Origin of the sequence: Mesorhizobium sp. M1329, from assembly GCF_040318035.1 — a bacterium.
Taxonomy (GTDB): Bacteria; Pseudomonadota; Alphaproteobacteria; order Rhizobiales; family Rhizobiaceae; genus Mesorhizobium.
This window is the reverse complement of sequence record NZ_JAMYLN010000001.1, coordinates 197,234-218,934: the sequence shown is the minus strand read 5'-3', so window position 1 is coordinate 218,934 and position 21,701 is coordinate 197,234. Positions and strand designations below refer to the sequence as shown.

Here is a 21,701-nt window from a genome sequence, read left to right as displayed (position 1 = left end):
GCGACTGTCGAATTCAAAACTTCACTAGAAACACACACTTGGTGCCCGAGGAGGGACACTGCCTGATGAGCAAGCCGCGCGCGACCGTTGCGACAAGCGGGCCGGACGGACTGACGCCAGCCGGCGATGTCGCGGCGATTGTCGCCGGCACGCATGGCGACCCCTTTGCCGTGCTTGGCGTACATGAGGCGGGGAAGGGCTTTGTCGCCCGCTGCTTCGTCCCCCATGCCGAGTCCGTCACCGCCTATACGCTGACCGGCAAGAAGGCCGGCGAGCTGTCGAGACGCGACGACCGCGGCTTCTTCGAGGGCAAACTGTCGCTGCGCAAACGCCAGCCGTTGCGCTATCATGCCAGGAATTCTGGCGGCGACTGGTGGCTGACCGATCCATATTCCTTCGGCCCCGTGCTCGGTCCGCTGGACGACTATTACATCGCCGAAGGGTCGCATCTCAGGCTGTTCGACAAGCTCGGCGCCCATCTCATCGACCATGAAGGTGCATCGGGCATGCATTTTGCGGTGTGGGCGCCCAACGCAAGGCGCGTCTCGGTGGTCGGCGACTTCAACGAGTGGGACGGCCGCAGGCATACCATGCGCGACCGCCGCGATACCGGCATCTGGGAGCTGTTCATTCCCGACATCGGCGCCGGCCGCCCTTATAAATACGAGATCATCGGGCCGGATGGCGTGAGATTGCCACTCAAGGCGGATCCGTTCGCCTTCAAATCCGAGCTGCGCCCGGCCACCGCCTCGGTGACGGCGCTGCCGCCGGCGCATGAATGGGGTGACGAGGCGCACCGGAACTACTGGCGCAATGCCGACCACAGGCGCGAAGCCGTATCGATCTACGAGGTCCATGCCGGGTCATGGCGGCTTCACGACGACGGCAGCTTCCTGTCTTGGGATGAGCTCGCCGACAGGCTGATCCCTTACGTGGTCGAGATCGGTTTTACCCACATCGAATTCATGCCGATCTCCGAACACCCTTATGACCCTTCCTGGGGCTACCAGACGACCGGCCTCTATGCGCCGACTGCCCGCTTTGGCGATCCGGACGGTTTTGCCCGCTTCGTCGACGGCGCCCATCGTGCAGGCGTCGGCGTCATCCTCGACTGGGTGCCGGCGCATTTCCCAGTTGACGAACACGGTCTGGCAAAGTTCGACGGTACCGCACTCTACGAACACGCCGATCCGCGCAAGGGCTTCCATCCCGACTGGAACACCGCGATCTATAATTTCGGGCGCCGCGAAGTGATTTCGTTCCTGGTCAATAATGCGCTGTTCTGGGCCGAGAAATATCACGTTGACGGACTGCGCGTCGATGCGGTCGCCTCGATGCTTTATCTCGATTATTCGCGCAAGGCCGGTGAATGGATTCCCAACGAGAAGGGCGGGCGCGAGAACCTCGAAGCGGTCAGCTTCCTGCAGCGTATGAATAAGGAGGTCTACGGCCACCATCCGGGTGTGATGACCATCGCCGAGGAATCGACCTCGTGGCCGAAAGTCTCGCAGCCGGTGCATGAAGGCGGACTGGGCTTCGGTTTCAAGTGGAACATGGGTTTCATGCATGACACTTTGGAGTATTTCTCCAAGGAGCCCATCTTCCGCAAGCATCACCACAACGACATCACCTTCGGCCTGGTCTACGCCTTCAGCGAGAATTTCGTGCTGCCGCTGTCCCATGACGAGGTGGTGCACGGCAAGGGCACGCTGCTCAACAAGATGGCCGGCGACGACTGGCAGAAATTCGCGACGCTGCGCGCCTATTACGCCTTCATGTGGGGCTATCCCGGCAAGAAGCTCTTGTTCATGGGCCAGGAGTTCGCACAGCGCCGCGAGTGGAGCGAGGCGCGCGCTCTCGACTGGAACCTGCTCGATTTCCGGCTTCACCGCGGCGTCTGGCAGACGGTGCGCGATCTCAACTATCTCTACCGCTCGCGCCCGGCGCTGCATGCCCGCGACTGCGAGCCGGAGGGCTTTTCCTGGCTGATCGTCGACGACAGCGCGAACTCGGTATTTGCCTGGCTGCGCAGCGCGCCGGGCGGCAACCCGGTCGCCGTCATTTCCAACTTCACGCCGGTGCCGCGCGACAATTACCGCGTGCCGCTGCCGCAGGCCGGAAAATGGCGCGAGATCATCAACACCGATGCCACGGATTATGGCGGTTCCGGCAAGGGCAATAGCGGCGTCGTCGAGGCTGAGGCGGAAGGAGGAGGCATTTCGGCGACGATGCTTTTGCCGCCGCTGTCGACGATCATGCTCGAATTCGTCCCGGACTGAGCTATGTCTGGAGCATCTAACCTGGGAGGATAGGAATGGCTGAAATAAAACGAACACAGCCGCTGGCACGCGACGCCATGGCTTATGTGCTGGCCGGCGGTCGTGGCAGCCGGCTCAAGGAACTGACCGACCGCCGCGCCAAGCCGGCGGTCTATTTCGGCGGCAAGACCCGCATCATCGACTTCGCGCTCTCCAATGCGCTCAATTCCGGTATCCGCCGCCTCGGCGTCGCTACCCAGTACAAGGCGCATTCGTTGATCCGCCACTTGCAGCGCGGCTGGAACTTCCTGCGGCCCGAGCGCAATGAGAGTTTCGACATCCTGCCGGCCAGCCAGCGTGTGTCGGAAACGCAATGGTATGAGGGCACCGCCGACGCTGTGTACCAGAACATCGACATCATCGAGGCCTATGGGCCGGAATACATGGTCATCCTGGCCGGCGACCACGTCTACAAGATGGATTACGAATTGATGCTGCGCCAGCATGTCGACGCTGGCGCCGACGTCACCGTCGGCTGCCTCGAAGTGCCGCGCATGGAAGCCACCGGCTTCGGCGTCATGCATGTCGACCCCAAGGACACCATCATCTCCTTCATCGAAAAGCCCGCCGATCCGCCGGGCATTCCCGACAAACCGGATTTTGCGCTGGCCTCGATGGGCATCTATGTGTTCAAGACCAAGTTCCTGATGGAACAATTGCGTCGCGATGCGGCGGAGCCCGGCTCGAGCCGCGACTTCGGCAAGGACATCATCCCCTATATCGTCGAGCACGGAAAGGCGATTGCCCATCGCTTCGCCAAATCCTGCGTGCGCTCGACCGCCGAGAACGAGGCCTATTGGCGCGACGTCGGCACGGTCGACGCCTATTGGGAAGCCAATATTGACCTGACCGACATCACGCCGGAACTCGACCTCTACGACCGCGACTGGCCGATCTGGACCTACGCCGAGCTGAAGCCGCCGGCAAAGTTCGTGCATGACGAAGATGGCCGCCGCGGGTCGGCCGTGTCGTCTCTCGTATCGGGCGATTGCATCGTTTCGGGCGCCTCGCTGAAGCGAAGCCTGATCTTCACCGGCGCGCGCATCAATTCCTATTCGACGCTGGAGGAGGTCGTCATGCTGCCCGACGTCCATGTCGGCCGCAACGCCAGGCTGAAGCGCGTGGTCATCGATCACGGCGTCACGATTCCGGAAGGGCTGGTGGTCGGCGAGGATCCCGTCCTCGACGCCAAGCGTTTCCGCGTTTCGGAAAAAGGTATCTGCCTGGTCACGCAGGACATGATCAACAGGCTGGGATCGTAGTGCATGCAGGTTCTGTCGGTGGCGCCCGAGATCTTTCCGCTGGTCAAGACCGGCGGGCTCGCCGACGTAACCGGCGCCTTACCCGTGGCATTGGCCGGCAAGGGCGTCACCATGCGCACCCTCGTCCCCGGCTATCCGCAGGTGATGGGCGCCTTCAGGAAAAAGAAGGCGGTTCAGCAATATCCATTGCTGCAGGGCGGCAAGGCTTCGGTGCATGCCGTCCAGATCGCCGGGCTCGACCTGTTCGTGCTTGATGCGCCACATCTTTTCGACCGTCCCGGCGGCCCATACGGCAACGCGACCGGCGCCGACTGGCCGGACAATTGGCGCCGGTTCGCGGCCTTGAGCCAGGTAGGCGGTGATATTGCCGGCGGCGCAATCTCGGGCTACCTGCCCGATATCGTCCATGCCCATGACTGGCAGTCGGCAATGACGCTTGCCTATATGCGCTACGGCAAGGCGGTCGGCACGCCGTCGATGATCACCGTGCACAACCTTGCCTTCCAGGGTCAGTTCGGCGCCGGCATCTTTGGCGAGCTTGGCCTGCCGGCAGCGGCCATGGCGCTCGACGGCGTCGAATATTATGGCGGCGTCGGCTTCCTCAAGGGCGGCCTGCAGGCCGCGTGGGCGATCACCACGGTCAGCCCGACCTATGCGCAGGAAATCCGCTTGCCCGAATTCGGCATGGGCCTCGACGGCCTGATCAACATGCGCTCAGTCGATCTCCATGGCATCGTCAACGGCATCGATACCGAGATATGGAACCCGGAAACCGACAAGCATCTGGCCTCCAACTACACGGCAAAGACGCTTAAGGCGCGAATGCCCAACAAGGCCGCGGTCGAGGACCGTTTCAACCTCGATCGCGATGACAGCCCGATCGTCTGCGTCGTCAGCCGACTGACCTGGCAAAAGGGCATGGACATACTGGCTGCGGCCGTCGACGGCATCGTCGCGGCAGGTGCACGGCTGGCAATCCTTGGGTCTGGCGACGCTGGGCTGGAGGGCGCATTGCTTGCCGCCGCAGCCCGCCATCGTGGCCGCATCGGCGTCGTCGTCGGCTATGACGAGGGGCTTTCCCACACCATGCAGGGCGGCTGCGACGCCATCATTATCCCATCGCGCTTCGAACCTTGCGGGCTGACGCAGCTTTACGGCCTGCGCTATGGCTGCGTGCCGGTCGTCGCCCGCACCGGCGGCCTTGCCGACACGGTCATCGATGCCAACGAGGCCGCCATCTCTGCCGGCGTGGCGACCGGTTTCCAGTTTGCCCCCGCCAACGCCGGCGCCCTGCTGTACGCCGTCCGTCGCCTTGTCGAGGCGCATGCCAATCTCGCAGTGTGGACGTCGATGCAGCGGCAAGGCATGAAGGCCGACGTTTCGTGGGACAAAAGCGCCGAAAAATATGTCCAACTCTATCGCTTGCTGCTTTCGAAAAGGGCTGCCTGACTGATGATCCGCACTATCGCCACCAAACCCTATCCCGACCAGAAGCCCGGCACCTCCGGGCTGCGCAAGAAAGTCCCGGTGTTCCAGCAGGAGCACTATGCCGAGAACTTCATCCAGTCGATCTTCGACGCCCTGGACGGGTTCGGGGGTAAAACCCTGGTGATCGGCGGCGACGGCCGCTTCTATAACCGCGAGGTCATCCAGAAGGCCATCGCCATGGCCGCGGCGAACGGCTTCAGCAAGGTGATGGTCGGGCAGGGCGGCATCCTGTCGACGCCGGCCGCTTCGCATGTCATCCGCAAATACAAGACCTTCGGCGGCATCATCCTGTCGGCCAGCCACAATCCGGGTGGCCCGCATGAGGATTTCGGTATCAAGTACAATGCCGGCAATGGCGGCCCGGCGCCGGAAAAGCTGACCGACGCGATCTTCGAAAAAACCAAGGCGATTTCGAGCTTCAAGATCGCCGATATTGGACCGGTCGACATCGACACCATCGGCACGGTCAAGGCGGCTGACATGACCGTCGAAATCATCGATCCGGTCGCCGACTATGCCGAACTGATGGAAAGCCTGTTCGATTTCGACGCCTTGCGCGCGCTGTTCAAGTCGGGCTTCCGCATGCGCTTCGACGCCATGCATGCAGTGACCGGCCCCTACGCCAAGGAGATCCTCGAAAACCGGCTAGGCGCGCCGAACGGCACCGCCCGCAATTTTATCCCGCTGCCGGATTTCGGCGGCCACCATCCCGATCCCAATCTGGTGCATGCAAAACACCTCTACGACGAGATGATGGGGCCGGATGCGCCAGACTTTGGCGCTGCCTCGGATGGCGACGGCGACCGCAACCTGATCATCGGCAAGGGCATTTTCATCACCCCGTCAGATTCGCTGGCCATGCTCGCCGCCAACGCCCATCTGGCGCCGGGCTACAAGGCCGGGCTGAAAGGCATCGCCCGTTCGATGCCGACCAGCGGTGCTGCCGACCGGGTCGCCGAAAAGCTCGGCATCGGCATCTATGAAACGCCAACCGGGTGGAAGTTCTTCGGCAATCTGCTCGATGCCGGCATGGCGACGATCTGCGGCGAGGAAAGTGCCGGGACCGGCTCCAACCATGTCCGCGAAAAGGACGGCCTATGGGCCGTGCTTTTATGGCTCAACATTCTTGCCGTTCGCGGCGAAAGCGCCAAGCAGATCGTTACCCAGCATTGGGCGGCCTACGGCCGTAACTACTATTCGCGCCACGACTACGAGGAGGTCGAGACCGATCGTGCCAACGCGCTTGTCGACGAGCTGCGCGCCAAGCTCGGCTCGTTGCCTGGCACCAGCGTGCGCGGCATGACGATCGCCAGCGCCGATGATTTCGCCTATCACGATCCGGTCGACGGCTCGGTCAGCAAGAACCAGGGCATCAGGGTGTTGTTCGAAGGCGGCTCACGCGTCGTCTTCCGCCTGTCCGGCACCGGCACCTCGGGCGCGACGCTACGGCTTTATGTCGAGCGCTACGAGCCGGACAAGAGCCGCCACGATCTCGACAGCCAGGAGGCGCTTGCCGATCTAATCGCGGCGGCCGACGACATTGCCGGGATTCGCAGCCATACCGGCCGCGCCAAGCCGAGCGTCATCACCTGATGTCGTCGGGACTATCCGCCGGCTATCGTCCGCGATTTGGCGGGCTTGCCGGGCAGGGCGGCATTCGCTTCGCCGCATGGTCCTCGTCGGCTCGGCGCATCTGGGTCTCGATTTTCGAGGAACACGGCAACCGTGAAGTCGACCGGCTGGAACTCCAGTCGGAAGGCGAGGGCGTCTACGCACTTTTTGTTGCCGGTCTCGCCGCCGGCACCCGATACGGGTTCCGCGCCGATGGCGACTACGCGCCGGAACACGGTCTCTGGTTCGATCCCGACAAGCTGCTGGCCGATCCCTATGCCGTCGAGATCGACAGGCCCTATGCCTATGACGGCCGGCTGGCCGCGCGCCGTGGCGCGGGGGCCGACACGGCGTCGCTGATGCCGAAGGCCATCGCTGGCGCCTTGCCGGAACCCTTGCCTGCCTTGCCGCCGCTGTTTCGGCCCGGCGGCCTCATCTACGAGGTGCCGGTACGCGCCTTCACAAAGCTGCATCCGGACATTCCCGAGAAGCAACGCGGCACCATTGCAGCGCTCGCTCACCCCCTCGTTATCGAGCATCTGCAAAAACTCGGCGTCGCAGCCATTGAGTTGATGCCGGTGACGGCATCGATCGACGAACGGCATTTACCGCCACTCGGTCTGCGCAACGCCTGGGGTTATAATCCCGTGACCTTCATGGCGCTCGATCCGCGACTGGCGCCCGGCGGTCTGGCCGAGTTGCGCGGAACGCGCGCCGCGCTGCGTGAGGCCGGCATCGGCACCATTCTCGACCTGGTGTTCAACCACACCGGCGAAAGCGACCGGCTCGGCCCGACATTGTCGCTGCGTGGGCTCGACAACCGCGCCTACTACCGGCACGAGGCTGACGGCGCTCTGGTCAATGACACCGGAACCGGCAATACGGTTGCGGGCGATCATCCGGTCGTCCGGGAAATGGTCCTCGACACGCTTCGCCATTTTGTCCAGCACGCCGGTGTCGACGGATTCCGCTTTGATCTGGCGCCGATCCTCGGCCGTGCCGACGGCGTTTTCGACGCTGATGCGCCGCTGCTGAACGCCATTCGCAAAGATCCTGTTCTTGGCGACCGGGTGCTGATCGCCGAGCCTTGGGATATCGGACCGGATGGCTATCAGCTCGGCAATTTTCCGCCGCCCTTCCTCGAATGGAACGACAGATACCGCGACGATATCCGCCGTTTCTGGCGCGGCGACGGCGGCATGATCGGGGCGCTGGCAACGCGGCTTGCCGGTTCGTCCGATGCCTTTGCCAAAGCAGGCCAGACAATTACCCGCAGCGTCAATTTCATCGCTGCGCATGACGGCATGACGCTGGCTGATATCGTTTCCTATGAGCACAAGCACAACGAGGCCAATGGCGAACAGAACCGCGATGGCCACGACGACAATCTGTCCTGGAACAATGGCGTCGAGGGCCAGACCGGCGACCGCGCGATCGTTACGGCCCGTTTCGATGACCAGCGCGCGCTGCTGGCGACACTCTTTGGCTCGCGCGGCACGATCATGCTGACGGCCGGCGACGAGTTCGGCCGCACGCAGCGCGGCAACAACAACGCTTACGCGCAGGACAATGACATTACCTGGCTCGACTGGTCCGGGCGCGACCGGGCGCTGGAGCGGTACACGGCTCTGCTCGCCAAGATGCGTCGTGCCGTGCCGGCGCTTTTGGACACGGCATTCCTGACCGGAGAACCGCCTGCGGGCTCGAAAATCCCAGACGTAGCCTGGCTGACGGAAACCGGCGTGCCGCTCGACGGTGCCGCCTGGCACGATCCCAGGCGGCACCGGCTGGTCATGGTTCTCGGTACCGGTGAGAACAGTCGCCTTGCGGTGGTCATCAATGGCGACCGCCGGGCCTGCATGTTCACGCTGCCGGAACGGGCCGGTTTTCTTTGGCGCCCAGCTATCGAACCGGATAGTAGCGATATCTTACGGCCGGTGCTTGGGCGAACGGTCATGTTCATGATCGAACGCAGGACCGCGCAGACGGGCGCAGGGGAGAGCCATGATGGCTGACAATGCCGAATGGTGGCGCGGCTGCGTCATCTACCAGATCTACCCCCGCTCCTTCCAGGACACGACAGGCGACGGCAGCGGCGATCTCAGCGGCATCACCTCGAGGCTGGCCCATGTCGCATCGCTCGGTGTCGACGCGGTTTGGCTGTCGCCTTTCTTCAAGTCGCCAATGGCCGACATGGGTTACGACGTTTCGGATTACTGCGCCGTCGATCCGATGTTCGGCACATCAGAGGATTTCGACGCGCTGGTTGCAGAGGCGCATCGGCTCGGCCTGAAAGTGATCATCGACCAGGTCTTGTCGCATTCGTCGGATCGGCACGAATGGTTTGTCGAAAGCCGCACGAGCCGCGACAACCCCAAGGCCGACTGGTACGTCTGGGCAGACGCGAAGCCCGACGGCACCGCCTCCAACAACTGGCTGTCGCTTTTCGGCGGCCCGGCGTGGGAATGGGACGCAACGCGCAGGCAATATTACCTGCACAATTTCCTCGCCTCGCAGCCAGACCTGAATTTCCACAATCCGCAGGTGCAGGACGCGTTGCTGGAAACGGTGCGGTTCTGGCTCGAGCGCGGCGTCGACGGTTTCCGGCTGGATACGGTCAACTACTATGTCCACGACCGCTGGCTGCGCAGCAACCCGCCTTTGGCGGAAAGCGTCGCCGGCACCAATACGGCAACCAGCACCTATCTCTATCAGGAGCATCTGTTCGACAAGAGCCAGCCGGAAAACCTTGCCTTCCTCAGGCGCTTCCGGGCGTTGCTTGACGAATATGAAGGCCGCGTCGCTGTCGGCGAGATTGGCGACGAAACCCGTTCGTTGCAGACGCTCGCCGCCTATACTGGCGGTGGCGACAAGCTCCAAATGTCCTACACATTTGACCTGCTCGGCCCGCAATTCTCGGCGGCGCACGTGCGTGGCTGTGTCGAGGCGTTCGAAAGTACTGTGTTCGACGGCTGGGTTTGCTGGGCCTTCTCCAACCACGATGTCGTGCGCCATGTCAGCCGCTGGACAAGGCCGGGCGGCGATCCGGACAGGGTGGCGAAATTCGCGATCGTGCTGCTTTCTTGCCTGCGCGGATCGATCTGCCTCTACCAGGGCGAAGAACTCGGGTTGGAGGAGGCCGAACTGGCGTTCGGGGATTTGCGCGATCCCTTCGGCATCCGCTTCTGGCCGGCAATCAAGGGGCGGGATGGGTGCCGAACGCCGATGGTCTGGGAGGCTGGCGCCGACAATGCCGGCTTTTCGACCGGCAAGCCGTGGCTTCCGGTCCCGGCAAGCCATCGCGCTCGGGCGGTCGACGTCCAGGATGGCGAGCAAACCTCCGTCCTGGCGAGCTACCGGGCGATGCTGGCCTTGCGCAAGCAGCATCCGGCGCTGGTTCGAGGCTCGATCCGGTTCCACGATGCCGAAGGCGACGTCCTTGCTTTCATTCGCGAAGGCGGTGACGAAAAGCTGCTCTGTGTCTTCAATTTCGCCGACGAGCCGGCCGGCTGGCACTTGCCACCGGATGTGGAAGCGATAGAGCCAATAGATCTTGGCGGTGCTGCCGGCGTCTTGCAGGAAAGAACTCTGTCGCTGCCGCCGTTGGGCTGCTTCCTCGGCCGGATCGGCTGAGCTCTATTTCATCATCTCATTGAACGAGCACGGAGCGCCCGCAAGTCGCGCCGACAACCCGCACATCGGCCTCGCCGACATGCACGCCGACAGCTGCAAGCACGTTATAGACCAGTTCGTCGACCGGCGCCGTCACCCCGTTCAGAGCCGTTACCACCGCCGGCTTCACCGTTCCGAGCAGGGCCGTCACGTCCAGCCCGAGGCCCAGTGCATTGACCGAGAGCGAGAGGCCGCTGACCAGCGATGTCGTGAGCGATTGCGTCAGGTTTTTCGTGGCGACAGTTTTTATCGTCTTGTTGGCGATATCGGTGCTGTCGAAGGTCAATGTGGTCGGATCGTTGTTGGTGATGGCAAGCGATGACGAACCCTTCACATCGAGCAGATTGAGGGTGAGCAGCAGAAGCCTCACGCTTACCTGTGCAATCGTGGCATCGGAGAACGATTGCGGATTGCTGAAATCGGCGAAGGCCGATGGGTTGTTGTCGGCGTCGCTGGCGGCAAGGTGCAGCGAGGCCACGCCAGGCTGCGCGGCGATCGAGACCTTGATGCTATCCGGCCGGCCCGTCGGGCAGCTGATGTCGGTTAGCTTGGCTTCCGCATAGGCGACTTCGACATGCAGAGGCAAGTTGACGGACAGCAGACTGATGCCGCCGCCGAGATTGGAATTGCCGATGCCGACTGTGGTGACCAGCTTGATGCGCGTCTGCGCGGTGCGCACCACGGTGCCTTTTTCCCCGACGGCCAGCCAGGGTGAGTATTGCATCGGCTCGCCGATGGCGATGGCGAGCGTGGTGGAGGTAAGTCCCGGAATAGTGGCGCCGAGATCGACCTGGACCTGGTTTGAGCCATTGGCCAGCGAGGCGGCGGCACCCAGCATGCCCATCGCGCTTGCGTCGACGGAAAAGCCGGGAGACTTTTGTCCGAGGCCGAGCTTACCGATCGAGCCAAGATCGATAAGATGACTGAGGGGTATTTTGACCGTGTTGGTGGCCCTCGACGCAATCGTCTGCAGCACAAGTTTGCTGGCGCTGCCCGACCCGGACGCATTGGCCATGGCGGTCGCGATCTGGCCTACCGTCGCTTTTGACGCCAGCACGTCGGAATAGCTGACACCTGTCAGTTGCAACTGTACGGCAAGGGCATCGACGAACGAAAGCACGTTTACATCGGCCGAGATCAGCGCGTTGTAGTCCATGACGCTGAGCGCAATGTTGGCGCCCAGCAACTTGCTGAGAAGTGCGTTGAGGATGCCGCCATTGACGCTGAGGAGCCTGGACCCGACCGAGAACATCGCTTGCGGGGTCACGCTGGCAATGGCTTCGGTGCCGACGACCGGAGTAGGGATGAGCGAACTGGCGAAATACCGGGCGGGGATTTTTTTCAGAGTGACGCGAACGGCGTTGTAAGGCGTTTTACCGGCTTCGAAGCGCTTGTCGACGCCAACGGAGGACGCCGCTGAGTATCGGCCGCCGGTGACCGACACGACGGTTTTGCCAACCGTGGGAACGATTGTCTGACCTGGCTTTTGAACAATGATGCCGGGCATTCGGTTGTCACTGAGCGTGGTTACTGCCGCGGCTTCCATATTGTTGATGTTCGACGCCGCGGTGATCGCCGCCAGATCGGTCATCGCCTGGGCTTCCCTGCGCTCCGTGTAGATCGAACCTTCGTCGACAGCGAAGGCCGCCAGCCCCAACGCGAATGGCGCTATCAGCGCCGTCATGACGGCAAAGTTCGCCTTCTTGTCGCCAACCATCGAGCGAGCGATCCCCCCGATGCCCCTCAGCAAGAACCGCGACATTTCAAATGCCTCCAATCCGGATGGTCGACCTGCGTGAGATCGTGGTTTGCGGCATCGCAAGGCTGGGCAACAGGTTCCAGATTGGCAGGTTGCTGGCATCGTACTGGATCGACACGACGAACTGATTTCCGTCGGCCGTGCTGTCCGTCGCCTGATAGGTCAGCTTGCCGGAATCGACGAACGGGTATCCACTGGCATTGTTTTTGACGAAACTCGCCACCAGCGCCTGGCGCTCAGTTTGGTTCAATCCAGCAATCGCAGTGCGGGCGGCATCGGCGGCGATTTGCTGCAAGGAGTTGCTTGCACCAAAATAGATACCGTATGCAACCATTCCGAGTAGGAGCAAGATAAAGATCGGGGAAAGCAGGGCGAACTCGACCGCGGAAGTTCCGGACTCTTCTCCAATTTTGCGTAGATTCATCCGTATTTGGCGCAATATTTTACGCTTCAATGTGACAGTATTACTGTCTATCTTGTTCATTGCCCTTGCCCGTTGGAACCCGAGGTCGATGTGCCGATCCCATCGAAGTTTGTAACCCTTGGTTGCCTAAGAACCAATTAATACATTCTGGTAAACTGAAATGATCGGCCAGATTATTTCCCAGATCGGCGTTCTGGCCAGGAAACCCAGTCAAACTCATGGTTTCGACCATTGATTGGCCGCCCGCAAAACGACTGCCCCGGCCCCCTTACTTTGGGTGACCCCGAGAGTCTGTTGAAATAAAAAATCTCCACGTTACTGTTTGGCCACCAGCTGCCGGAAAGGGAACCGGCTGCGCGCTCGAAAGGAACCAGCCAATCGGTTTCGGGGCGTCAACACTTAGAGACGTGGCTGAAGGGCGACGTCATTAGGGAGAACTCCATGCTGAAACATGTGCTGAAGGCGACGGTACTCGCCACGACCATGGTCTTGGCCGCCGGTACGTTCTACACGCCGGCTTTCGCCGAAACCGTCTACAACCGCGGAGCCGCCGCCGAAGCGGAGACGCTCGATCCGCACAAGACCTCGACGGTCTACGAAGCAGATATCATACGCGACCTATTCCAGGGCCTCGTCATGCATGACCAGAAGACGAATCTCATTCCGGGCGCCGCCGAAAGCTGGACGGTGTCCGACGACGGCACTGTCTACACCTTCAAGCTGCGCAAGGACGGCCTCTGGTCGGATGGCAGCCCTGTGACGGCGGACGACTTCGTTTATTCGTTCCGTCGGCTGGAAGATCCGGCCACCGCAGCCGAATACGCTTCCATGCTTTATCCCGTGAAGGGTGCCGAGGAAGTCAATACCAAGAAGGGCAAGCCGGAGGATATGGGCGTCAAGGCGATTGACGCAAATACCCTCGAAGTCACGCTTAAGGCGCCAACGCCTTACTTCCTGGAGATGCTGACCCATCAGGCAACCTATCCGGTCAACAAGGCGTCCATCGAAAAGCTTGGCGCCGACTGGATCAAGGCAGGCAAGCTGGTCTCCAACGGGGCCTTTACAGCGGCAGAGTGGATTCCCAACGACCATCTGAAGCTGGTCAAGAATCCGAAATTCTGGGACGCCGCCAGCGTCAAGTTCGACGTGGTCAACTACATCCCGACCGAGGATCGCTCGTCTGCGATGAAGCGCTTCGAGGCCGGCGAATTCGACAGTTACGGTGACCTGCCGACCGAACAGCTCGCCGACCTCAGGGCCAAATTCGGCGATCAGGTCCGTGTCGGGCCATATCTCGGCATCTACTATTACGCGATCAAGACCGACAAGGCGCCGTGGGACAATGTCGAACTGCGCAACGCCATCTCGATGGCGATCGATCGCGATTTCCTTGCTGAAAAAGTCTGGCAGAATTCGATGCTGCCCGGCTATTCGATGGTGCCTCCAGGCATCGAGGGCTACACGCCGGCACTGGCCAAATACGCCGACATGTCGCAGATCGACCGCGAGGACGCTGCGAAGAAGATCCTCGAGAAACTCGGCTATACACCCGAGCATCCGTTGAAGATGCAGATCCGCTACAACACCTCGGAAAACCACAAGAACACCGCTGTCGCCATCCAGGAACAGCTGAAGCCGCTTGGCGTCGAGGTCAGCCTGCTCAACACCGACACCAAGACGCACTACTCCTTCCTCGAGCAGAAGGGCGACTATGACGTGGCGCGTGCCGCCTGGATCGCCGATTACAAGGACCCGGAAACCTTCCTCGGCATATCCCGCAAGGCCAGCGGCAATAATTATTCGAGCTATGACAGCCCGAAATTCGAAGCGGCAATGGATAAGGCCGCCGCCGCCGGCGGCAAGCCCGAACAGCGCATGAAGGAACTCGCCGAGGCCGAGCGCATCCTCGTCGACGACGTCGGCGAGATACCGCTTCTCTACTACAGCTACCACGACATCGTTTCCTCGAAGCTGCACGGCTTCGACGACAATGTGATGGACATCCATCCGTCCCGCTTCATCAGCAAGGACTGATCCCTTAGCCAGACCGCCGCGCAACTCAACGCGCGGCGGCGCCGGTTTGCCATCGCATCGGCCCGGGAACCGGATTCGATTTTCGACAATGTCGGTGCGAAGATTTGAAGGCTAGAGCGCAATCGTCCAGCCGGACGCGCGCTGCTCTGGATCAAGCGGGGCATCGATGCTGCGATTCGTTTTCCGGCGGCTGCTGACCGCCATCCCGACGCTGTTCGTCATCGTGACCATAGCGTTCTTCCTGATACGCGTCGCGCCGGGCGGCCCGTTCAACCAGGAGCGGGGCCTGAGCCCCGAGATCAGGGCCAATCTCGAAGCCCAGTTCGGCCTCAACGACCCGCTCTGGCTGCAGTACCTTCATTACTTAGGCAATCTTCTGCGCGGCAATTTCGGCCCCAGCTACAACATGCCGGATTTCACCGTCGGCGAGCTGTTCAGGGAAGGCCTGCCGATCTCGATCCAACTCGGCGCTTCGGCGCTCGTTCTGGCGCTGCTCCTCGGCAGCGTGCTCGGCACTGTTGCCGCGCTCAACCAGAACAAGCTTGCCGACTATTCGGTGATCGCGCTGGCGACCGCCGGCAGCACCATACCAACTTTTGTCATCGCCCCGGTAATCCAGCTTGTATTCGGATTGACCTGGAAGCTGCTGCCGATCGGTGGCTGGGGCGATGGAGCCCTCATCAATAAGGTCGGCCCGGTGCTGACCCTCGCTCTGCCGCAGATCGCCATCGTTGCCCGCCTGATGCGCGGCTCGATGATCGAATCGCTGCACTCGCATCACATCCGCACCGCGCGCGCTCTCGGCCTGTCCGACTGGTCAGTCGTCGTCAAGCATGCACTGCGCGGCGCCATCCTGCCGATCGTCTCCTTCACCGGTCCGGCAGCTGCAGCCCTTCTCACCGGCTCGATCATCGTCGAGACCATCTTCTCTATCCCGGGCATCGGCCGCCATTTTGTCGTTGCCGCGCTCAACCGCGACTACACACTGGTGATGGGGACGGTGGTGGTCATCGCGCTCTTCACCATTGTCTTCAACCTGATCGTCGACGTCCTCTATGGGGTCGTCGATCCGAGGGTGCGCTATGACTGACATCGCAGTTGCCGCACCAGTCGTCGGCCGGTCCCTGTGGGGTGACGCCTGGGCGCGCCTCAAGGCCAATCGCGCGGCCATGTTCAGCCTCTATTACCTTGCCTTCATCGCCGTCATCAGCGTGTTTGGGCCCTATTTCGTGCCGCACCAATACACCACCATCTATGCCGACTATGTCCGTACGCCGCCGAGCTTCTCCGCCTATCCGAAGGCCGACATGATCGAAGGCGCTCTCGATGAGGCGATCAGGCGTATGCGCGTCGACATCAAGGAGTGGCGGCAGGAGGGCAGCCGTGTGTTCGTTACCGTCAAATCGTCCAAGCCGATCGACGACCGCAACATTCGCTACCTTGATCGTTCCGATACCTTTGATGACACAAAGATCGAGAGCAAATCGCCGGACGGTCTCGAAATGGTGATGAGTGCCTCGATCAAGCAGCAATATTTCCTGTTCGGCACCGACAATACCGGCCGCGATCTCCTGTCCAGAACGCTGATGGCGGGGCGCATATCGCTGGCCATCGGCCTGCTTGCTGGCATCGTGGCCGTTGTCATCGGCGTGCTCTACGGCGCCACCGCCGGTCTTGCCGGCGGCAGGGTCGACGAGGTGATGATGCGTGTCGTCGACGTGCTTTATTCTTTGCCGTTCATCTTCTTCGTCATCATGCTGGTGGTGTTCTTCGGCAGGAACTTCGTGCTGATGTTCCTGGCCGTCGGCGCGGTGCTGTGGCTCGACATGGCGCGCATCGTGCGCGGACAGGCGCTGTCGATCCGCCGGCAGGAATATGTCCAGGCGGCGGAGGCGATGGGCGTCGGCCAGCGCGGCATTCTGCTGCGCCATGTGATCCCCAATTTGCTCGGGCCGGTGGTGATCTACATGACGCTGCTGGTGCCGCAGGTCATCATCCTGGAGAGTTTTTTGTCGTTCCTCGGGCTCGGCGTCCAGGAGCCGATGACCAGCTGGGGCGTGCTGATTTCGGTCGGCGCCCAGAACATCGGTTCTGCCAACTGGCTGCTTTTGTTCCCGGCCTTCTTTCTCGTCTCAACGCTGTTCGCGCTGAATTTCGTCGGCGATGGGCTGCGCGACGCGCTCGACCCGAAGGATCGTTGAGATGGCTGCTTCCGAAACCATCCTCAGCGTCAAAGACCTTCGCGTCCGCTTCCGCACCCTCGACGGTGTGGTGGAGGCGGTGAAGGGCATCAATATTCACGTCAAATCAGGCGAGACTGTTGCCGTCGTCGGCGAATCCGGTTCCGGCAAGAGCCAGACGATGATGGCGGCGATGAGCCTGCTCGCCTCGAACGGCGAAGCCACCGGCACCGTCGATTATCGCGGTCGCAATCTTTTGACCTTGAGCAAGCCCGAGCTCAACAAGATCCGCGGCCGCAAGATCAGCATGATCTTCCAGGAGCCGATGACGTCGCTCGACCCGCTCTATTCGATCGGCAACCAGCTGATCGAGCCGATCCGCAAGCATCGCGGACTTGGCGCCGCCGCGGCGCGCGAGGAGGCGCTCAAGCTGCTGCGGCTGGTCCATATTCCCGATCCGGAGCGGCGGATGAAATCCTATCCGCACGAGTTGTCGGGCGGCCAGCGCCAGCGCGTCATGATCGCCATGGCGCTGGCCAACGACCCCGACATACTGATCGCCGACGAGCCGACGACCGCGCTCGACGTGACCATCCAGGCGCAGATCCTCATGCTGCTCGCCGAACTGCAGCGCAAGCTCGGCATGGCGATCGTCTTCATCACCCACGATCTCGGCATCGTCAGGCGCTTTGCCGATCGGGTCTATGTGATGCGCTATGGCGAGGTGGTCGAGGAGGGCGAGGCGGAAGCGATCTTCGCCAACCCGCAGCACGCCTACACCAAGATGCTGCTCGCCGCCGAACCGACCGGCACCAAGGCGCCGCCGCCTCCGAATGCCCCGGTCCTGCTTGAAGGCAGGAACGTCGAGGTAACCTTTAAGATCGGCGGTGGATTTCTTGGCGGCGAGCCGCTGCTGCTGCGCGCCGTCGATCGCATTTCGATACGGCTGAAGCGCAACCAGACGATCGGCATCGTCGGCGAATCCGGCTCGGGAAAATCGACGCTCGGCCGCGCCTTGCTGCGGCTCCTGCCCAGCGACGGCATCATCCGGCTTGGCGACCGCGACATTTCCCACGCCGACCGCCAGGCGATGCGGCCGCTGCGGCGCGAATTACAGCTGGTCTTCCAGGACCCGTTCGGCTCGCTGTCGCCACGCATGACCGTCGGCCAGATCATCACCGAGGGGCTACTGGTCCACGAGCCCAATCTGTCGGGCAGGCAGCGCGATCTCCGCGCCGTCGATGCCTTGCTCGAAGTCGGGCTCGACCCGAACACGCGCAACCGCTATCCGCATGAATTCTCTGGCGGCCAGCGGCAGCGCATCGCCATTGCGCGCGCCATGATCCTCAAGCCGAAAGTGGTGGTGCTGGACGAGCCGACCTCGGCGCTGGACCGCTCGGTGCAGAAGCAGATCGTCGAATTGCTGCGCAAGCTGCAGGCCGACCACGAACTGTCCTATCTGTTCATCAGCCACGATCTCGCCGTCGTGCGCGCCATGGCCGACTACATCATCGTCATGAAGCAGGGCAAGATCGTCGAGGAGGGACCGGCCGAGGCGATCTTCAGCAATCCGCAGGCAACCTACACGCAGACACTGATGGCAGCGGCCATTGACGTGACGCGATTTCGCCTGAGCGCATAGCCTTGCTGGCGATCCGCCACATGTCGACGTCGCACAGCACAGGCCACATGGCGCGGGTATAGCGAAGCACATTCGGGGTGACATCGTCGCCGAGCCCGGCTTCCACGCGGCAGGTGCGGAACGCCTTCTCGATGCGCTTTGTCGGTTTGCCCAGGCTGTCATGGACGACCGGCCGGCAGTCACAATCGATACGCTTCCAGCGGCGCATATGGGCGATCAGCCGTGACGGCAGTCGCGCCGGCGGACGCCATTTCTTGCTTTTTTTCGCGTGCTGATCTTTGCAATAGAGCACACCGCGGCCTAGGTCCGGCCAAGCTCCTGCGGCCTCGCCATCCCAATTGAGTTGCAGGATTGAAGGATGTCGGCAGCCAGTGTAGAGCCCCACAATGATAAAGCGGCAGAGATGAGCGTACTGACCGTGCTTCCGGCGCAGCCGCAATGCCGCGCGCAGCAGTCCCGCTGCTTCCTCGCGCGTCAGCCAGCGCTCGCGCGCTGCTGGTTTGTCTGGCAAGGTGACGGACGGTTTCGGATCGAGACCGTATTCCTTGGCCCAAAAGTTGATCGCCGAGCGGAGGTCCTCAAGATCGCGACGCGGGCCTGATGTAAAGTCCTTGTCTCGCCACGCCGGGAGTAACGCACGGCGGGTCTCCATCGCCGCGGCGTTGAGCTTGGCGATTCGCTCACGCTCTACTCGATTGCGCTCGCGCGAACGGTGCTCGACATAGGCGCGGCAGCGATCTCCATTGATGCTCGCGACCGGCTCGGTGCCGAAGAATTCGTTCAGAAAACGCATCCTGGCGAGAAATTCCTTTCGACCGGCAATCTTGGCCTGGCGCGCTTCGGAATAGGCGGCGAGGATGTCACCGACAGTCAGGCTGCGCGCATCGGTCTTGGAGATCGGCTGCTGATATTTGTCGGCGGAAGCAGGCCCGAGTTGAGGGCGCAGTATACCTACGCCGCTAGACACCGCTGCCGTACGGGCATGATGATGGGTCGTCACGATGATCACCCTTTTCGCTACGAACGTGTTCGTCCTGCGGACGGGGATCATTGGAGAGGCAACAAGACCGGCTCTGCAACAAGCAAAATGGGCGATAGCGCTGCGAGAAACAAAGACTTGCGAAATGCGGCGAAGGAATCGCACCGACTTGGCTTTCCCGCCGGATGATGAGTTTGGTGAGTTCCCGGAGGGTAGCTGACAGCCGCATCAAAATGGTGGCTCGGGCTATCCCATGTCGCGGTTGCAACTGAGGTGTAAATCTCACGCCGGCCTTCACGGGACGACTTGGCATTCCGAAGCGGGGGACGTTTCCGGTGCCTTGGAAATCTCGCTTTTTGTCCGTGACATCCGCTCGCGTCGGCAATATCGGGATCCGATGCCACTGGGGCACCGCTTGGCCTCTCCTCGGCCAGACTTGCCATCTTGTCGAATGTAAAGGCGCAATTTGGAAAGAGCGCCTACGAGCCCTAAACCGTGCCTCCCGGGTAGACATGTTTTTTCTGGTCGGAGTGGCAGGATTTGAACCTGCGACCCCATCGTCCCGAACGATGTGCGCTACCAGGCTGCGCTACACTCCGTGACCAGACCGCGGGCTTATAGCCGCCGCGTTTGGTTACTGCAAGCGCCTATGGCAGCGCTTCCGTCGCATTTCTTTGGCTTTAGCCGCCACGTCATACAGGTTTCAGTTTCCTGTCGCACAAACACGGCTTAAAGGGGCTTCTGTGTAACCGTCCACTTGTCTCGAAGCACCTGATTCAGCCGCCTGGAGTTTGCAGTTGTCGATGAAGATCGTTAGCGATGTCAGACCAAACACTTTTGAGTTTGAAACCTCGGCGTTGATCAAGCCGTCCGGGTTTCGCGAATATGATGCGCGCTGGTGGTTCGGCCATCCCGGCTCGAACGAAACGCCGGAACTCAATCTCATCGGCGTCCAGGCGCTCGGCATGGGGCTCGGCACGCTGATCCGTCGCCTGGGTGCCGGACCCGGCATCGTCACCGGTCACGATTTCCGCTCCTATTCGCTTGCCATAAAGCTGGCGCTGGTTTCCGGGCTGATGGCGGCCGGCGCACGGGTCAAGGATGTTGGGCTGGCCCTGTCGCCGATGGCTTATTTCGCCCAGTTCGCGCTCGACACGCCATCCGTCGCCATGGTCACTGCCTCGCACAACGAGAATGGCTGGACCGGCGTCAAGATGGGCGCGGCGCGCCCGCTGACTTTTGGTCCGGAGGAGATGAGCGCGTTGAAGGCGATCGTGCTCTCAGGCGATTTCGACCTTGTCGGTGGTGGCTCCTATGACTTCGTTGCGGATTTCCGCAAACCCTACCTTGACGATCTGACAGCGGGAAAGCGTATCTCCAGGAAGCTCAAGGTGGTGGCCGCTTGCGGCAACGGCACCGCCGGGGCTTTCGCTCCCGAGGCACTGGAAAGGATCGGCTGCGAGGTGATCCCGCTCGACGTCGAGCTCGATCATACGTTTCCCAATTACAATCCCAACCCCGAAGACATGCAGATGCTGCACGCCATTCGCGACAAGGTGCTGGAAACGGGCGCCGATGTCGGGCTCGGTTTCGACGGCGACGGCGATCGCTGCGGCGTGGTCGACAATGAAGGCAACGAGATCTTCGCCGACAAGGTCGGCGTCATGCTGGCGCGCGACATTTCGCACCTCTATCCCGGCTCGACTTTCGTCGTCGATGTCAAGTCGACCGGATTGTTCATGACTGACAAGGTGTTGCGGGAAAATGGCGCCGTCACCGACTATTGGAAAACCGGTCACTCCTATATCAAGCGGCGCGTCGCCGAACTCGGCGCTGCCGCCGGCTTCGAGAAATCGGGCCATTTCTTCTTCAATCCGCCGATCGGCCGCGGCTATGACGATGGCCTGGTAACGGCCATCGCCATATGCCAGATGCTGGATCGCAGCCCGCAAAGCAGCATGGCCGACCTCTACCGCGACCTGCCGCTGACCTTCGGCACGCCGACCATGTCGCCACACTGCGCCGACGAGCTCAAATACGGCGTCGTCGAGCGCGTCGTAGGCGAATTTCGCAAGATGAAGGACGAGGGCGCGGTCTTCGCCGGCCAGAAGATCGCCGAACTGATCACCGTCAACGGCGTCAGGGTCGTGTCGGAGGATGGTACCTGGGGGCTGGTGCGGGCATCATCGAACAAGCCGGAGCTTGTGGTGGTGGTCGAAAGCCCGGTATCGTCCGAGCGGCGCCGGCAGATGTTCGAAGCCGTCGATGCGGTGCTGCGCCGCAGCCCCGAAGTCGGCGCCTACAATCAGACCTTTTGAGCACGAGGCTTGTT

14 protein-coding genes and 1 tRNA gene are annotated in these 21,701 nt (G+C 61.8%); 11 read left to right on the top strand and 4 right to left on the bottom strand.

All coding sequences use genetic code 11. The features are described from left to right. The first annotated feature begins 65 nt into the window (after positions 1-65). Genes glgB through bglA form a run of 6 tightly spaced genes read left to right on the top strand, consistent with a single transcriptional unit; the run spans position 66 to position 10,312 of the window. Positions 66-2,279 carry a 1,4-alpha-glucan branching protein GlgB gene (glgB, locus tag NKH21_RS01075; RefSeq protein ID WP_352862756.1) on the top strand — a complete coding sequence of 738 codons (2,214 nt, stop codon included), beginning with the start codon at positions 66-68 and terminating at the stop codon, positions 2,277-2,279. Positions 2,280-2,314: 35 nt separating this feature from the next. Next, positions 2,315-3,580 carry a glucose-1-phosphate adenylyltransferase gene (gene glgC / locus NKH21_RS01070; protein WP_352862755.1) on the top strand — a complete coding sequence of 422 codons (1,266 nt, stop codon included), beginning with the start codon at positions 2,315-2,317 and terminating at the stop codon, positions 3,578-3,580. Between the two features lie 3 nt (positions 3,581-3,583). After that, positions 3,584-5,029 (top strand): glycogen synthase GlgA, encoded by a 1,446-nt coding sequence (gene glgA / locus NKH21_RS01065; RefSeq protein WP_352862754.1) that lies wholly within the window; start codon positions 3,584-3,586, stop codon positions 5,027-5,029. 3 nt (positions 5,030-5,032) lie between these two features. Then, entirely contained in the window at positions 5,033-6,661 is a 1,629-nt protein-coding gene (locus NKH21_RS01060; protein ID WP_352862753.1) for an alpha-D-glucose phosphate-specific phosphoglucomutase, read from the top strand. Next, on the top strand, positions 6,661-8,694 hold the full coding sequence (gene glgX, locus NKH21_RS01055; protein WP_352862752.1) for a glycogen debranching protein GlgX: 2,034 nt from the start codon (positions 6,661-6,663) through the stop codon (positions 8,692-8,694). Before NKH21_RS01060 ends, glgX begins: the two co-directional genes overlap by 1 nt. Continuing rightward, positions 8,684-10,312 (top strand): beta-galactosidase BglA, encoded by a 1,629-nt coding sequence (gene bglA, locus NKH21_RS01050; protein ID WP_352862751.1) that lies wholly within the window; start codon positions 8,684-8,686, stop codon positions 10,310-10,312. Before glgX ends, bglA begins: the two co-directional genes overlap by 11 nt. 16 nt (positions 10,313-10,328) lie before the next feature. Here the strand turns inward: bglA and NKH21_RS01045 are convergent, their stop codons facing one another. Together NKH21_RS01045 and NKH21_RS01040 are read right to left on the bottom strand one after the other, a co-directional pair. Beyond that, positions 10,329-12,113 (bottom strand): pilus assembly protein TadG-related protein, encoded by a 1,785-nt coding sequence (locus NKH21_RS01045; RefSeq protein WP_352862750.1) that lies wholly within the window; start codon positions 12,111-12,113, stop codon positions 10,329-10,331. 1 nt (position 12,114) lies between these two features. Further along, on the bottom strand, positions 12,115-12,534 hold the full coding sequence (locus NKH21_RS01040) for a TadE family protein (RefSeq protein ID WP_352566541.1): 420 nt from the start codon (positions 12,532-12,534) through the stop codon (positions 12,115-12,117). A gap of 441 nt (positions 12,535-12,975) precedes the next feature. Here NKH21_RS01040 and NKH21_RS01035 point away from each other — a divergent pair, with 441 nt between their 5' ends. From NKH21_RS01035 to NKH21_RS01020, 4 genes are all read left to right on the top strand, one after another. Then, a complete protein-coding gene (locus NKH21_RS01035) occupies positions 12,976-14,568 on the top strand; it encodes a peptide ABC transporter substrate-binding protein (protein WP_352490800.1) in 1,593 nt (530 codons plus the stop codon). A 166-nt stretch (positions 14,569-14,734) separates the two neighbouring features. After that, positions 14,735-15,658 (top strand): ABC transporter permease subunit, encoded by a 924-nt coding sequence (locus tag NKH21_RS01030; RefSeq protein ID WP_352490801.1) that lies wholly within the window; start codon positions 14,735-14,737, stop codon positions 15,656-15,658. Further along, entirely contained in the window at positions 15,651-16,769 is a 1,119-nt protein-coding gene (locus NKH21_RS01025; RefSeq protein ID WP_352454280.1) for an ABC transporter permease, read from the top strand. The genes NKH21_RS01030 and NKH21_RS01025 overlap by 8 nt, the downstream gene beginning before the upstream one ends. Position 16,770: 1 nt before the next feature. Then, entirely contained in the window at positions 16,771-18,390 is a 1,620-nt protein-coding gene (locus tag NKH21_RS01020) for an ABC transporter ATP-binding protein (protein WP_254819906.1), read from the top strand. On the opposite strand, the gene NKH21_RS01015 is transcribed toward NKH21_RS01020, so the two are convergent. Next, on the bottom strand, positions 18,311-19,183 hold the full coding sequence (locus tag NKH21_RS01015) for a site-specific integrase (protein ID WP_352862749.1): 873 nt from the start codon (positions 19,181-19,183) through the stop codon (positions 18,311-18,313). The two genes, NKH21_RS01020 and NKH21_RS01015, sit on opposite strands and share 80 nt — an antisense overlap. A gap of 708 nt (positions 19,184-19,891) precedes the next feature. Beyond that, positions 19,892-19,968: transfer RNA gene (locus NKH21_RS01010), tRNA-Pro, on the bottom strand. 204 nt (positions 19,969-20,172) lie between these two features. On the opposite strand from NKH21_RS01010, the gene NKH21_RS01005 reads away from it, so the two are divergent. Then, positions 20,173-21,687, top strand: coding sequence for a phosphomannomutase/phosphoglucomutase (locus NKH21_RS01005; protein ID WP_502911827.1), 1,515 nt, complete (start codon positions 20,173-20,175; stop codon positions 21,685-21,687). Positions 21,688-21,701: the final 14 nt, after the last annotated feature.

What these genes read in the sequence shown, in the direction of transcription:
- glgB (WP_352862756.1), top strand. Translation starts at nt 66, where the DNA reads ATGAGCAAGCCGCGCGCGACCGTTGCGACAAGCGGGCCGGACGGACTG.
- glgC (WP_352862755.1), top strand. Translation starts at nt 2,315, where the DNA reads ATGGCTGAAATAAAACGAACACAGCCGCTGGCACGCGACGCCATGGCT.
- glgA (WP_352862754.1), top strand. Translation starts at nt 3,584, where the DNA reads ATGCAGGTTCTGTCGGTGGCGCCCGAGATCTTTCCGCTGGTCAAGACC.
- NKH21_RS01060 (WP_352862753.1), top strand. Translation starts at nt 5,033, where the DNA reads ATGATCCGCACTATCGCCACCAAACCCTATCCCGACCAGAAGCCCGGC.
- glgX (WP_352862752.1), top strand. Translation starts at nt 6,661, where the DNA reads ATGTCGTCGGGACTATCCGCCGGCTATCGTCCGCGATTTGGCGGGCTT.
- bglA (WP_352862751.1), top strand. Translation starts at nt 8,684, where the DNA reads ATGATGGCTGACAATGCCGAATGGTGGCGCGGCTGCGTCATCTACCAG.
- NKH21_RS01045 (WP_352862750.1), bottom strand. Translation starts at nt 12,113, where the DNA reads ATGTCGCGGTTCTTGCTGAGGGGCATCGGGGGGATCGCTCGCTCGATG.
- NKH21_RS01040 (WP_352566541.1), bottom strand. Translation starts at nt 12,534, where the DNA reads ATGAATCTACGCAAAATTGGAGAAGAGTCCGGAACTTCCGCGGTCGAG.
- NKH21_RS01035 (WP_352490800.1), top strand. Translation starts at nt 12,976, where the DNA reads ATGCTGAAACATGTGCTGAAGGCGACGGTACTCGCCACGACCATGGTC.
- NKH21_RS01030 (WP_352490801.1), top strand. Translation starts at nt 14,735, where the DNA reads ATGCTGCGATTCGTTTTCCGGCGGCTGCTGACCGCCATCCCGACGCTG.
- NKH21_RS01025 (WP_352454280.1), top strand. Translation starts at nt 15,651, where the DNA reads ATGACTGACATCGCAGTTGCCGCACCAGTCGTCGGCCGGTCCCTGTGG.
- NKH21_RS01020 (WP_254819906.1), top strand. Translation starts at nt 16,771, where the DNA reads ATGGCTGCTTCCGAAACCATCCTCAGCGTCAAAGACCTTCGCGTCCGC.
- NKH21_RS01015 (WP_352862749.1), bottom strand. Translation starts at nt 19,183, where the DNA reads ATGCGTTTTCTGAACGAATTCTTCGGCACCGAGCCGGTCGCGAGCATC.
- NKH21_RS01005 (WP_502911827.1), top strand. Translation starts at nt 20,173, where the DNA reads ATGAAGATCGTTAGCGATGTCAGACCAAACACTTTTGAGTTTGAAACC.